Below are 13,154 nucleotides of genomic sequence, written 5' to 3' on the forward strand. Positions count from 1 at the left end.
GGTCCGCGGCCGGGGCGGCCGGGGGTCCCACCCCGAGCAGCGCGCGGGCCTGGGGCGCGGTGAGCCGGGCCGCGGGGTCGCGCTGCAGCAGGCCGGCCACCACCGCGGCCACCGGGCCACCGGTGCGCACGGGCGGGATGTCGCCGTGCAGGACGGCGCCGACGGTGGCGGCGGTGGTGTCGCGGGCGAACGCGGGGTAGCCCTCGACCGCGTGGAACAGCGTGGCGCCGAGCGCCCACAGGTCCGAGGCCGGGGTGGCGTCGCCGCCGGCGAGCAGCTCCGGCGCCAGGTACGCGGCCGAGCCCACCACCAGCCCGGTGCCCGTCATCCGGGTGTCGTCGGCGGCCCGGGCGATGCCGAAGTCGGTCAGCGTGACGCGGCCGTCGGGGCCGAGCATGACGTTGCTCGGCTTGATGTCGCGGTGGGTCACGCCGGCCGCGTGCACCGCGTGCAGGGCCGCCAGCAGCCCGCGGGCCGCGGTCAGCGCGGTGCGCTCGTCCAGGGGGCCGTCGCGGGCGACCACCTCGCCCAGCGTCCGGCCCTCGACCAGCTCCATGACGACGTGGTCGAGGCCCCGGTCGGTGACCAGGTCGTGCACCGTGACGATGCCCGGGTCGTGCAGCCGGGCCGCGGTGCGGGCCTCGCGCAGCAGCCGCTCGCGGAGCCGGTGGCGCTCGGCCGGGTCGAGGCCGTCGAGCAGGTGCAGCTCCTTGACCGCCACCCGGCGGCCGAGCACGGTGTCCTCGGCCCGCCAGACGACGCCCATGCCGCCGCGGCCCAGCTCGCCGAGCACGGCGTAGCGCCCGCCGATCACCCGTCGGGGCGCGTCGCGGGGCCGGGTGGACGCCTCGGGATCGACGGACCCCGCCACGGCGCTCAGTCCTCCCCGAGGACCCGGGTGCCGGTGAGCTGGCGGCCGTCGGCCGCGGTGAGCATGCAGTACAGGTCGCGCGACTGGAACGACGGGGTGGCCGCACCGGCGTTGCGGGTGTCCTCCTGGAAGGCCTGCTCGGAGGGCACCAGCAGGGTGATGGCCAGGTCCTTCTTGTCCTCGCCTGCGACGACGGTGTCGAAGTACATCCCGCACGCCGCCGTGCCCAGCTCCTCCAGGGCGGGCCGGCCCGGGTAGGGCACCTCGGCGTCGCTCGGGTAGGTCGAGAACGTCGTGAAGACCTGCGAGTCGTGCACCTCGTCGCAGTCGCGGCCGGCGCCGCTGTCGATGGTGCGGCCCTGCCCGGGCGCCACCTGGTAGCAGTAGCCGGCGCTGACCTCGAAGGTCGGCATGTCGCCGCCCTCGCCGTAGCTCAGGGTGGCGACCTCGCGCTCGTCCATGTCGCGGAACCAGTACCCGGCGGCCGCCCCGCCGGCCAGCCCGAGGATCAGCGCCACCGCCACCCACAGCAGGGTCCGCCCGCGCCGGCGGCCGGTGGCTCCTGCCGCCTGTTCCAGCGGCGAGGTCGGGCCCAGCGGGCGCCCGGGCGGCGCCGCGGTCGGCATGGTGGACGTGGCCGGCGAGCCGAGGATCGCCGCGGCCTGGGCGCCGGTCAGCCGCAGGGCCGGGTCGCGCTGCAGCAGCCCGGCGATGACCGAGCCGAGCGGACCGCGGGCCCGGGTCGGCGGGATCTCGGCCTGCAGCACCGCCGAGATCGTGGCGGCGGTGGTGTCGCGGGTGAACGGGCCACGGCCGTCGACCGCGTAGTAGAGGGTGGCGCCCAGCGCCCACAGGTCCGACGCCGGCGAGGCGTCGGCGCCGTCGAGCTGCTCGGGCGAGAGGTAGCCCGGCGAGCCGACCAGCAGCCCGGTGCTGGTCAGCCGGGTGTCGTCGGTGGCCTGGGCGATGCCGAAGTCGGTCAGCTTGACCCGCCCGTCGGCGGCCAGCATCACGTTGCCCGGCTTGACGTCGCGGTGCGCGACCCCGGCCGCGTGCGCCGCGCTCAGCGCGGACAGCAACTGCTGGGCGACGGAGGTGGCGGCGCGCTCGTCCAGCGGGCCGTTCTGGGCGACCAGGTCGGCCAGGGTCCTGGCCTCGATCAGCTCCATGACGATGTGGTCGACCCCGTTGTCGGTGACCACGTCGTAGACCGTGACGATGCCCGGGTCGCTCAGCCGGCCCGCGGTGCGCGCCTCGCGCAGCAGCCGCTCCCGGAAGTTGTGCCGGTCGTCCGGGCTGAGCCCCTCGGCAAGGTGCAGCTCCTTGACCGCGACCTGGCGGCCGATGACCCGGTCCTCGGCCCGCCACACGATGCCCATGCCGCCGCGGCCCAGCTCGCCGAGCACGACGTAGCGGCCGCCGATGACGCGCGTCGGGCTGACCGGGCGGCTGTTCGCCCCGGTCGACGACGGGCCGCCGGTCGGGTAGCCGCCGGTCGGGGGGCGCGCGGTCTGCGGCTGGGCGCCGGCGTAGTGGCCGCCGTTGTGCGGCACGGGCTGCGGCCCGCTGGGGTAGGGAGGCCCGGCGTACTGGCCGCCCGCCGGCGGGCCCGCGCCGTACGGGCCGCCACCGGCGTGGTGCTCTCCCCCGCCGCCGGGCGGGCCCGGGTACGTCATGGCGCTGCCTGCCCGGTCGGTCCCGGGCGGTCGTACCGCACCGTGACCGGCGCGTGGTCGGACCAGCGCTCGGCGTGCGTCGCGGCCCGCTCCACCACCGCCGACGACGCCCGCGCGGCCAGCGCCGGGGTGGCGAGGTGCAGGTCGATGCGCCAGCCGGCGTCGTTGTCGAAGGCCCGGCCGCGGTAGGACCACCACGAGTACGGCCCGTCGACACCGGGGTGCAGCGCGCGCACCACGTCGACCCAGCCCTCGTCCAGCAGCCCGGCCACCCAGGCCCGCTCGTGCGGCAGGAACCCGGAGTTCTTCGCGTTGCGCCGCCAGGCCCGGATGTCGAGCTCGGTGGGGGCGATGTTCCAGTCGCCGCAGACGAGGACCTCGCGGTCCTCGGCGGCCGCCTTCGCCCTGCGCTCGGCCAGGTAGGGGCCGAACTCGGCGAGGAAGCGGTCCTTCTCGTCCTGGCGGGGGTCGCCGACCGTGCCGTTGGGCAGGTACAGCGAGCCGATGGTGAGGCCGGGCAGGTCGACCTCCAGGTACCGCCCGGAACCGTCGAACTCCGTCGAGCCGATGCCCACCCGCACCGCCTCGGGCTCGCCGCGGGTGAGCACACCGACGCCGCAGCGCCCGCGCCGACCGCCCGGCGCGTGGCTGAGGACCCAGCCCTGCAGCAGGCCGGCCGGGAACTCGTCCAGCTCGGCGCGGGTCTCCTGCACGCAGACGACGTCGGCCGTGGTCCGGGTGAGCCACCGGGCGAAGCCCTTCGGCGCCGCAGCCCGCACGCCGTTGACGTTCACGGAACTGACGGTGTGCACCCCGTCAGCGTCCCCTACCTGCAGACGGTGCCGGCCACGGGGGTCAGGTACTGGTCGGAGGCCCAGCGGTCGCCTTCCAGCTGGCGGAACCCGTCGGTCACGACCGGCATGCCGTCGACCTGTTCGCCCTGGCGCAGCGACCCCAGCAGCTCGGCGTTCTGGCTCGGCCCGGAGCGCACGTTCAGCTCCTCGGTGGTGACCGTCAGCGTGCAGCCGGTGGAGCCGTCGGCCTGGTTGGGCAGCAGCGCACCGGTGCCGCCGCGGTCGAACAGCGCGAGCACCGTCAGCACGCAACCGGCCACGAGCACGAAGGCCCACCCCTTGAAGGAGGACGACTTCAGCTGGGGGATCGTGAGCTTGGCCATCTGTCGCGGCTCCCGGGGCGTAGGGGACTGGCGCAAACGGTAGCCGGTCGACCCCTCGTCGCGCGCCCCTTCGCGTGCGCCCCGCCCCGGCGGGTCAGGCGTCGGATAGCGTGTCGAACGGCGGGCCGGACGCTCGGCCGCCACCACAGCGGTCCCACCAGCAACCAGCAGCGGAGCGACGATGAAGGTCATCTACACCTACACCGACGAGGCCCCCGCGCTGGCCACGCACTCGCTCCTGCCGATCATCGAGGCGTTCGCGGGCAAGGCCGGCGTCGAGGTGGAGACCCGCGACATCTCGCTGGCCGGGCGCATCCTGGCCGCCTTCGACCTGGCCCACGACGCGCTGGGCGAGCTGGGCGAGCTGGCCAGGACCCCCGAGGCCAACATCATCAAGCTGCCCAACATCAGCGCCTCGATCCCGCAGCTCAAGGCCGCGATCAAGGAGCTGCAGGACGGCGGGCACGCGGTCCCCGACTACCCGGAGAACCCGAGCACCGACGCCGAGCGCGACGCCCGCGCCCGCTACGACTCGGTGAAGGGCAGCGCCGTCAACCCGGTGCTGCGCGAGGGCAACTCCGACCGCCGCGCCCCCGCCTCGGTGAAGAACTTCGCCAAGAAGCACCCGCACTCCATGGGCGCCTGGTCCACGGACTCCGCCTCGCACGTCGTCACCATGGGCGACGGCGACTTCCGCCACTCCGAGCGCTCGGTCACCCTGGCCGCCGCCGACACCCTGCGCATCGAGCACGTGGCCGCCGACGGCGCCGTCACGGTGCTCAAGGAGTCGCTGCCGGTGCTGGAGGGCGAGATCGTCGACGCGGCCGTGATGAGCAAGGCGGCGCTCACCGCGTTCCTCGCCGAGCAGGTCGCCGACGCGCGGGCCCGCGACGTGCTGTTCTCCGTGCACCTCAAGGCCACGATGATGAAGGTGTCCGACCCGATCCTGTTCGGGCACGCCGTCCAGGCCTACTTCCCCGACGTGTTCGCCGAGTTCGGCGACGACCTGCGCTCCGTCGGCGCCGACCCGGACGACGGCCTGGCCAGCGTGCTCACCGCCATCGGCAAGCTCCCCGACGACAAGCGCGCCGCCGTCGAGCAGGCCATCACCGTCGCCCTGCGGGAAGGCCCCGGCCTGGCCATGGTCGACTCCGACCGCGGCATCACCAACCTGCACGTCCCCAGCGACGTCATCATCGACGCGTCGATGCCGGCGGCCGTCCGCTCGTCCGGGCAGATGTGGGACCGCGACGGCGAGCTGCGCGACGCCAAGTTCGTCATCCCGGACTCGTCCTACGCGCCCCTCTACGCCGAGACCGTCGACTTCTGCCGGGAGCACGGCGCCTTCGACCCGACCACCATGGGCACCACCCCGAACGTGGGCCTGATGGCGCAGAAGGCCGAGGAGTACGGCAGCCACGACAAGACCTTCGAGATCGACGCCCCGGGCACCGTCCGCGTCGTCGCCTCGGACGGCACCGCGCTGCTGGAGCACGAGGTCGCCGAGGGCGACATCTGGCGCGCCTGCCAGACCAAGGACGCCCCGATCCGCAACTGGGTCGAGCTGGCCGTCTCCCGGGCCCGCGCCACCGGCGCCCCGGCCGTGTTCTGGCTCGACGAGACCCGCGGCCACGACGCCGAGGTGCTCCGGAAGGTCCGCGCCCAGCTCGCCGAGCTCGACACCGACGGGCTCACCATCGAGATCCTCGACGTCGCCGCGGCCACCCGGTACACGCTGGAGCGGGCCAAGGCCGGCGAGGACACCATCTCGGTCACCGGCAACGTCCTGCGCGACTACCTCACCGACCTGTTCCCCATCCTGGAGCTGGGCACCAGCGCCAAGATGCTCTCGATCGTGCCGCTGATGAACGGCGGCGGCCTGTTCGAGACCGGTGCGGGCGGGTCGGCGCCCAAGCACGTCCAGCAGCTGGTCAAGGAGAACCACCTGCGCTGGGACTCGCTCGGCGAGTTCCTGGCCCTGGCGGTGTCGTTCGAGTTCCTGGCCGAGGCCGACGGCAACGCCCGCGCGAAGCTGCTGGGCACCACCCTGGACGAGGCCACCGGCCTGCTGCTGGAGACGGGCAAGTCGCCGTCGCGGCGGGTGGGCGAGCTGGACAACCGCGGCAGCCACTTCTACCTGGCGCTCTACTGGGCGCAGGCGCTCGCCCGGCAGACCGAGGACGCCGAGCTGGCCTCGGTGTTCGCCCCGCTGGCCGAGCGGCTCGCCGCCGACGAGGACACGATCGTCGGCGAGCTGAACGGCGCGCAGGGCTCCCCGGTCGACCTGGCCGGCTACTACCACGTCGACAAGGCCGAGGCCGACTCCGTGATGCGCCCCTCGGCCACCCTCAACGAGGCCCTCTCCTCCTTCTAGCGCCCGCGGTTTCCCGTCGAGAACGACGTTGTCGTGATCATCCAGCCTTGTTGATCACGACAACCTCGTTCTCGACGGGGCGCGGGCGGGCGAACAGCTCGTTCCAGACGCCGGCCCGCCACAGGCAGAACAGCGTCGGCGGCTGCAGCGCCACGATCGTCGCGAACGTCAGCGCCGTGTCCAGCACCGGCACCCAGGCCACCGGCAGCGTGTAGGCCATCACCAGCCGCAGCGCGCTGTCGGCCAACGACACCGCGCCCCAGATGATCGTGATCGTGCGCCACGCCCGCCGGAACCGGGCGTCGGTCGCCCACAGCCGGTCCATCACCTCGACCTTGCCCGGCATCACCGAGCGGGACACCGCGAAGCACAGCGGGTGCCGGGTGAACGCGCTGGCCAGCGTCCACAGCCCGAACGGGGCCGTCAACCACACCCCGCGGGCCAGCAGCTCGCGCGGACCCCCACTGCCCAGCAGCGTGGCCAGCAGGCTCAGCAGCGTGGCCGCCAGCACCGCCAGCCCGATCGGGTCGGCGCGCCGCTCGCGCAGACCGGAGTAGCCGGCGTGCAGCAGCGGCGGCACGGCCGAGGCCAGCAGCGCCGGCACGTCCCCGACACCCGCGGCGTGCAGCCCGTAGAACACGGCCAGCGGGGCGGCGACGTCCAGCGCCAGGGTCCGGACGAGCGGCGGGACGGGGCGGTTCTCGGCCATGGCGCCACGCTCGCCCCACACCCCCACCCTCCGCGTCCGCCGGGGGCATCGAGCACCCCCGACTTTGGTCGCTCTCGCCGCGTCCGGAAAACCGGTTGCGCGGGGCCGTAGCGTGGAAAGACGTGCTGTCGGCGTCGCCCTACCCCGCGCTGGTGCGCGCCGGCTACCGGCGGCGCAGCGTCTACCTCACCGCCAGCCTGGCCGGGCTGTTCACCAACACCGTGTTCGGGCTGCTGCGGGTCGCCGTGCTGCTGGCCGTCGTCGCGCAGACGGGCAGCACCGCCGGGTACGACGCCGGCGGGGTGTCGGCGTTCGTGTGGCTCGGCCAGGGGCTGATCGCCGTGGTCATGCTGTGGGGCGACGGGGAGCTGTCCGACCGGGTCCGCAGCGGCGACATCGCGATCGACCTGTCGCGGCCGTGGGACCTGCAGCTCGCGCTGCTGGCCGGGGACCTGGGCCGGGCCGGGCACGCGGTGCTGTTCCGGCTGGCGCCGCCGGTCGCGTTCGGGGCGCTGCTGCTGCCGTTCCGCTGGCCCGACGACCCGGTCCCGACGCTGCTGCTGTTCACCGCGTCGACGGTGCTGGCGGTGGTGGTGAGCTTCTCCCTCCGGTTCCTGCTCGACCTGTCGTCGTTCTGGCTGCTCGACTCCCGCGGCGTGCGCTCGGTCTACAACGGGCTCGGCGGGGTCCTGGCCGGGCTGACGGTGCCGCTGGCGTTCTTCCCCGACGCGCTGCGCGGGCTGCTGTACGCCACCCCGTTCCCGGCGATCCTGCAGACCCCGATCGACGTGTTCACCGAGCGCGACGGGCTGGCGGAGCTGCTCGCCCACCAGTTGCTGTGGGCGGTGGCGCTGCTCGCGCTCGGCCGGCTGGTGCTGGCCAGGGCCACCCGCAAGCTGGTGGTGCAGGGTGGCTGAGCGGGTGTACCGGCGGATCGTCGCGTCCCGGGTGCGCAGCCAGCTGGCGTACCCGGTGTCGTTCGCGCTCGACTGCGTCGCCCAGGCCATCGGGCAGGCGCTGGAGCTCGTGGTGATCCTCGTGGTGTTCGGCCGCGTGCAGTCCCTCGGCGGCTTCGAACGCGACGAGGTGCTGCTGATGTACGGGCTGGCCGGGATCGCGTTCGGCCTCGCCGACCTCGCCGTCGGCCAGCTCGACGACCTGCCCCGCTGGATCCGCACCGGCGAGTTCGACGTGCTGCTGGTCCGCCCGCTGGGCGCGCTGGCCCAGCTCGTGACCAGCGACCTGCAGCTGCGCCGGCTGGGCAGGGTCGCCGTCGGGCTGGTGGTGCTGCTCGTGGTGGTCACCGGTGCGGGGGTCGAGCCGACCCCGGCCAACCTGGCGCTGCTCGTGCTGACACCGCTGGTCGGGACGGTGCTCATCAGCGCGATCTGGGTGGCGACCTGCGCCGTCTCGTTCTGGGTCGTCGACGGCAAGGAGGTCGCCAACGCCTTCACCTACGGCTCGTCGCTGACCACCTCCTACCCGATCACGGTGTTCGGCCCGTGGCTGCGCCGGCTGTTCTGCTTCGCGGTGCCCTCGGCGTTCGTCGCCTACTTCCCGGCGCTGGCCCTGCTCGACCGCCCCGACCCCCTCGGGCTCCCGCACGCCCTGCGCTACTCGTCCCCGCTCGTCGCCGTCGTCGCGGTCGCCGCCGCCGCGCTCGTCTGGCGCACCGCCGTCCGCCGCTACCAGGGAGCCGGATCATGATCGTCGAGACGCGTGGGCTGCGTCGCGAGTTCCGCGTCGGCCGGATCGGCCGCCGCCGCACCGTCGTCGCCGTCGACGGGATCGACCTGAACATCGCACCCGGCGAGGCCGTCGGGTTCCTCGGGCCGAACGGCGCCGGCAAGTCGACGACGATCAAGATGCTGACCGGGATCCTCGTCCCCACCGCGGGCGAGCTGCGCGTGTGCGACCTCGACCCGGTCCGCAGCCGCCGCGAGCTGGCCCGGCGCCTCGGCGTGGTGTTCGGGCAGCGCAGCCAGCTGTGGTGGGACCTGCCGCTGCGGGAGAGCTTCACGCTGCTGCGCGCGATCCACCGCGTCGAGCCCGGCGCGCACCGCGAACGGCTCGACCGCTGCATCGACGTCCTCGGGCTCGCCGAGTTCCTGGACGTGCCGGTGCGCCAGCTCTCGCTCGGCCAGCGGATGCGAGGGGAGGTCACCGCGGCCCTGCTGCACGCCCCCGACCTGCTGGTCCTCGACGAGCCGACCGTCGGGCTCGACCTGGTCAGCAAGGAGCGGCTGCGGGTGTTCCTGCAGGAGGTCAATGCGGCCGGCGAGGTGACGGTGCTGCTCACCACCCACGACCTGGCCGACGTCGAGCGGCTCTGCCGGCGGCTGGTGGTGATCGACCACGGCACCGTCGTCGCCGACGACTCCCTCACCGCCCTGCGCAGCACCTTCGGCGGGGCGCGCGAACTCGTCGTCGAACTGGTCGCCCCCGCAGGCCCGCTCGACGGGCTGCCCGGGGTGCGGTCGGTGTGCGTCGAAGCCGACGGCCTGCGCCAGCGCCTCGCCTTCTCCCCCGCCGACACCACGGCCGCCGCGCTGATCGCCGCGGTCGCCGCCCGGGTGGACCTGCGCGACGTGACGGTGGTGGAACCGTCCATCGAGGACGTCATCCGCACCCTCTACGCCACCCGCGCCCCCTCCTGAGCCGCGGCCGGAGTTCAGGAAAGCCACGATACTGCCCTGTGGGTACAGCATCGTGGCTTTCCTGAACCCGGGGCGGGAGGGCTGGGGCGGGGCGGGGCGGGTCAGAGGTGGGCGGAGGAGGAGACGCCGGGGATCGCGCCGCTGCGGAAGGCGTCGACGAACAGGGCGTGGTCGGTGCGGACCCGGGCCGCGTAGGAGTGCGCGAAGTCGACGACCCAGTCGCCGAACTCCGCGTCGCGCCCCCCGATCGACTCGGCGATCGCGTCCTCGCTCTGGAACGGCACGATCGTGTGGTCGGCTTCGGAGTCGGCGACGCTGTGGACCTTGGCGGTGGCCTTGCCGAGGTAGTCGACGACCGGGGCGATCTGGGCCGGCTCGGTGAGCTCCGTCCAGTCGAGGTCGTTCTCGTACGGCGAGACCTCGCTGACCACGAACCCGACGCCGTCCAGGTCGGTCCAGCCGAGCAGCGGGTCGGCGTGGGCCTGCAGGGCGCGTTGGGAGATCGCGGTGCGGTGGCCGTGGTGGCGGAACGCGCCGGCGATCTCCGGGTCGGTGACCACGCGGGAGGGTGCGGCGACGTTGCCCTGCTTCATCGACAGCACGACGTCGTTGTCGAGCGCCTCGTTGAAGCCCTCGATGAGCACGGTGTAGGCGGGCAGGCCGGCGCTGCCGATGCCGAAGCCGGAGCGGCCGGCGACGTCCTTCACGGTGTAGGCGACACCGTGGTAGCGCTTCTGCTCGGGGATCGACGCCAGGTAGCGCTCGAACGCGTCGAGCACCGCGGCGCGCTCGCCGTCCTCGATCCGGCGCAGGCCGGGGACCTCGCGCAGCCGGCGGTCGAAGCCCTCGGTCTCGGTGATGCGCTCCAGCAGCGAGACGCGGGTGCGCAGCCGGGCGAGCTGCAGCACCTGGTGCACGGGGCCGTCGGTGGTGCCCAGGCGCAGGGAGAAGCTGCGGTCGTCGTCGCGCTCGACGAACCGGCGGATCTGCTGGACGTAGGCGTCGATGTAGCGGCGCACGAGGGTGCTGATGTCGTCGTCGGAGACGGCCTTGCTCCAGCCCAGCAGGGCGAGGCTGGCGGCGAACCGGGTGACGTCCCAGGTGTAGTGCCCGACGTAGGCCTCGTCGAAGTCGTTGACGTCGAAGATGAGGGCGCCGTCGCCGTCCATGTAGGTGCCGAAGTTCTGGGCGTGCAGGTCGCCCTGGATCCAGACGCGGCTGGTGCGCTCGTCGACCCAGGGGTCGTCGCGGTCGGCGATGTCGGCGTAGAACAGGCAGGCGCTGCCCCGGTAGAAGGCGAACGGGTCGGCCGCCATCTTGCGGAACTTGGTGCGGAACGCGGTCGGGTCGGCGGCCATCAGGTCGGAGAAGGCCGCCACCAGGGTGTCCACGATCGTCGCGGCACGGTCCGTCATGCCGCGATCCTGCCTCAGAAGGTCAGGTCCGAGGAGGCCCGCACGATCGTCAGCGCGAGCACCACCATCGCCCCGCCGAAGGCCAGGTAGACGAGGACGTCGACGGGGCGGCTGCGGATGGCCAGCAGGCCGACCCGGTCGGTGGGCAGCACGACGCGCAGCAGCGCGGCGAGCAGCAGCGCCCCGCCGAGCAGCGCCGCGCCCTCCCGCCAGTGCTGGGTGAGCACGCGCACCATGCCCGCGGTGACGACGGCGAACACCAGGATGATCGGCGCGTGCACCGGCAGCCGGGAGCGCAGGCCGGGCACGGCTTACAACCCCGCCGCGATCCGCTCGGCGGCCTCGACGACGTTGGTGAGCAGCATGCCGCGGGTCATCGGGCCGACGCCGCCGGGCATGGGGGCGATCAGCCCGGCCACCTCGGCGGCCTCGGGGGCCACGTCGCCGCGCAGGCCGTCGTCGGTGCGGGTGACGCCGACGTCCAGCACCGCCGCCCCCGTCTTGATCATGTCGGCGGTGATGAGCCCCCGGTTGCCCGCGGCGGCCACCACCACGTCGGCGCGGCGCACCTCGGCGGCCAGGTCGCGCGTGCCGGTGTGGCACAGGGTGACGGTGGCGTTCTCCGAGCGCCGGGTGAGCAGCAGGCCCAGCGGCCTGCCCACGGTGATGCCGCGCCCGACCACCACCACGTGGGCCCCGTCGAGCTCGACGCCGTAGCGCCGGCACAGCTCGACGATGCCGCGCGGTGTGCACGGCAGCGGGCCGGGCTCGCCCAGCACGAGCCGGCCCAGGCTGACCGGGTGCAGGCCGTCGGCGTCCTTGGCCGGGTCGATGCGCTCCAGCGCGGCCCCGGCGTCCAGCCCGGACGGCAGCGGCAGCTGCACGATGTAGCCGGTGCAGGCCGGGTCGGCGTTGAGCTCGTCGATGACGGCCTCGACGTCGGCCTGGGTGGCGGTGGCGGGCAGCTCGCGTTGCAGGGAGGTGATCCCGACCTTGGCGCAGTCGCGGTGCTTGCCGCGCACGTAGGAGTGCGAGCCGGGGTCGTCGCCGACGAGCACGGTGCCCAGCCCGGGGGTGATCCCGGCGGCCTTGAGCTTCTCGACGCGCCCCGCGATCTCGCCGAGGATCTCCTGGAGGGTGGCCTTGCCGTCCATCACCGTCGCCGTCACGTCCGCCATCCTCCCAGAACGGCCCGCCCACCCGGACCGGCCGGGTTCCGTGCCCGGGGTGTGCGCCACCGCCGGGGCTCCCCGCGACGGGTGTCGCACGGCGGGGCACCGGCTCCGGCCGCTCAGCCCGGCAGCGTCCGGGTGATCTGGTCGACCCGGCGCAGCCGCCCGTCGGCGGCGAGGGTCCCGAACAGCTGCGCGTCCATCGCCAGCTCGCGCCCCTTCCGGAGGGTGGCGCGCAGGGTGTAGCGGGCGGCGACGCGGTCGCCGGAGACGACGACGTCGTGCACGTCGACCCGCACCGAGCGGGCGTTGTGGCGGGCCGGCCGGACGTGGGCGACGAGCCGGTCGCGGTCGAGTGCGGTGCCGTCGGACACCCACTGGATGTCGGGCGCGTGGTACCGGTCGACGACCGCGGCCGGGTCGTCGTCCCCGGAGGTCACCTCCGCGGTGTACGCGCGGAGGTAGCCGGCGAAGTCGTCGGCGGGGACGGGCGCAGTGGGCATGTGGACCCCCTTCTTTGACAGCGATGTCAAAGATAAGCCGCCCCGGCTAAGCTTGACAAGCATGTCCGAGATCCCGCCCGCCCGTCGCCGCCGCGCGGACGCCCGCCGGCACGCCGCCGCCGTGCTGGACGCGGCCACCCGCGTGCTCGGCCGGACCCCCGAGGCCGGGATCGAGCAGGTCGCCGCGGCCGCCGGCGTGACCCGCCAGACCGTGTACGCGCACTACCCCACCCGCGGCGCGCTGCTCGCCGCGGTGCTGGACCGGATCAGCACCGACGTGCTGGACGAGCTGGACGCCGTCGAGCGCGACGCCCCCTCGGCCACCGCGGCCCTGCTGGCGCTGCTGGACGCGACCTGGCGACTGCTGGAGCGCTACCCGCTGCTGCTGCACGAGTCGGTGGCCGCGACGGACCCGGCGCAGGACCACACCCGGCACGAGCCCATCCGGGCGCGCTTCGAGCGGGTCCTGCGCCGCGGGCGCGACGGCGGCGAGTTCGACCACGACCTCCCCCTGGACTGGCTGGTCGCCGCGGTGATCGCGCTCGGGCACGCGGCCGGCGCCGAGGTGGGCGCCGGCCGGACGACCGCGGCCGCGGCGTC

General features: G+C 74.2%; 14 protein-coding genes. 5 read left to right on the forward strand and 9 right to left on the reverse strand.

From position 1 onward, the window contains the following. From KIK08_RS32540 to KIK08_RS42050, 4 genes are all read right to left on the reverse strand, one after another. The coding region (locus KIK08_RS32540; RefSeq protein ID WP_214407154.1) for a serine/threonine-protein kinase at positions 1-871 on the reverse strand (871 nt) is incomplete at its 3' end. A gap of 5 nt (positions 872-876) precedes the next feature. After that, positions 877-2,547 (reverse strand): serine/threonine-protein kinase, encoded by a 1,671-nt coding sequence (locus KIK08_RS32545; RefSeq protein WP_214407155.1) that lies wholly within the window; start codon positions 2,545-2,547, stop codon positions 877-879. Next, positions 2,544-3,341 carry an exodeoxyribonuclease III gene (locus KIK08_RS32550; protein ID WP_408004766.1) on the reverse strand — a complete coding sequence of 266 codons (798 nt, stop codon included), beginning with the start codon at positions 3,339-3,341 and terminating at the stop codon, positions 2,544-2,546. The genes KIK08_RS32545 and KIK08_RS32550 overlap by 4 nt, the downstream gene beginning before the upstream one ends. 32 nt (positions 3,342-3,373) lie before the next feature. Next, positions 3,374-3,724: an SH3 domain-containing protein gene (locus tag KIK08_RS42050; protein ID WP_214407157.1), complete on the reverse strand. Its 351-nt coding sequence runs from the start codon at positions 3,722-3,724 to the stop codon at positions 3,374-3,376. A 181-nt stretch (positions 3,725-3,905) separates the two neighbouring features. On the opposite strand from KIK08_RS42050, the gene KIK08_RS32560 reads away from it, so the two are divergent. Next, the gene (locus KIK08_RS32560) at positions 3,906-6,098 is read left to right on the forward strand and encodes an NADP-dependent isocitrate dehydrogenase (RefSeq protein WP_214407158.1); all 2,193 of its coding nucleotides are present in this window, start codon (positions 3,906-3,908) and stop codon (positions 6,096-6,098) included. 37 nt (positions 6,099-6,135) lie between these two features. On the opposite strand, the gene KIK08_RS32565 is transcribed toward KIK08_RS32560, so the two are convergent. Beyond that, complete coding sequence (locus KIK08_RS32565) at positions 6,136-6,807, reverse strand: VC0807 family protein (RefSeq protein ID WP_214407159.1); 672 nt, start codon at positions 6,805-6,807, stop codon at positions 6,136-6,138. A 122-nt stretch (positions 6,808-6,929) separates the two neighbouring features. Between KIK08_RS32565 and KIK08_RS32570 the strand changes: the two genes are divergently transcribed. Genes KIK08_RS32570 through KIK08_RS32580 form a run of 3 tightly spaced genes read left to right on the forward strand, consistent with a single transcriptional unit; the run spans position 6,930 to position 9,464 of the window. Beyond that, the gene (locus KIK08_RS32570) at positions 6,930-7,724 is read left to right on the forward strand and encodes an ABC transporter permease (protein WP_308258032.1); all 795 of its coding nucleotides are present in this window, start codon (positions 6,930-6,932) and stop codon (positions 7,722-7,724) included. Beyond that, positions 7,717-8,514 carry an ABC transporter permease gene (locus KIK08_RS32575; protein ID WP_214407160.1) on the forward strand — a complete coding sequence of 266 codons (798 nt, stop codon included), beginning with the start codon at positions 7,717-7,719 and terminating at the stop codon, positions 8,512-8,514. The genes KIK08_RS32570 and KIK08_RS32575 overlap by 8 nt, the downstream gene beginning before the upstream one ends. Then, on the forward strand, positions 8,511-9,464 hold the full coding sequence (locus KIK08_RS32580) for an ABC transporter ATP-binding protein (RefSeq protein WP_250558285.1): 954 nt from the start codon (positions 8,511-8,513) through the stop codon (positions 9,462-9,464). Before KIK08_RS32575 ends, KIK08_RS32580 begins: the two co-directional genes overlap by 4 nt. 101 nt (positions 9,465-9,565) lie before the next feature. On the opposite strand, the gene KIK08_RS32585 is transcribed toward KIK08_RS32580, so the two are convergent. From KIK08_RS32585 to KIK08_RS32600, 4 genes are all read right to left on the reverse strand, one after another. Continuing rightward, positions 9,566-10,879 (reverse strand): DUF2252 domain-containing protein, encoded by a 1,314-nt coding sequence (locus KIK08_RS32585; RefSeq protein WP_214407161.1) that lies wholly within the window; start codon positions 10,877-10,879, stop codon positions 9,566-9,568. A 14-nt stretch (positions 10,880-10,893) separates the two neighbouring features. Next, positions 10,894-11,187, reverse strand: coding sequence for a DUF3017 domain-containing protein (locus KIK08_RS32590; RefSeq protein ID WP_308258033.1), 294 nt, complete (start codon positions 11,185-11,187; stop codon positions 10,894-10,896). A 3-nt stretch (positions 11,188-11,190) separates the two neighbouring features. Further along, entirely contained in the window at positions 11,191-12,048 is an 858-nt protein-coding gene (locus KIK08_RS32595) for a bifunctional methylenetetrahydrofolate dehydrogenase/methenyltetrahydrofolate cyclohydrolase (RefSeq protein WP_214407162.1), read from the reverse strand. A gap of 122 nt (positions 12,049-12,170) precedes the next feature. Beyond that, the gene (locus KIK08_RS32600; protein ID WP_214407163.1) at positions 12,171-12,554 is read right to left on the reverse strand and encodes a nuclear transport factor 2 family protein; all 384 of its coding nucleotides are present in this window, start codon (positions 12,552-12,554) and stop codon (positions 12,171-12,173) included. A gap of 61 nt (positions 12,555-12,615) precedes the next feature. On the opposite strand from KIK08_RS32600, the gene KIK08_RS32605 reads away from it, so the two are divergent. After that, a partial coding sequence (locus KIK08_RS32605) for a TetR/AcrR family transcriptional regulator (protein WP_214407164.1) occupies positions 12,616-13,154 on the forward strand: 539 nt, incomplete at its 3' end.

The sequence above is a fragment of the Pseudonocardia lacus genome (assembly GCF_018531445.1).
Lineage (GTDB): Bacteria > Actinomycetota > Actinomycetes > Mycobacteriales > Pseudonocardiaceae > Pseudonocardia > Pseudonocardia lacus.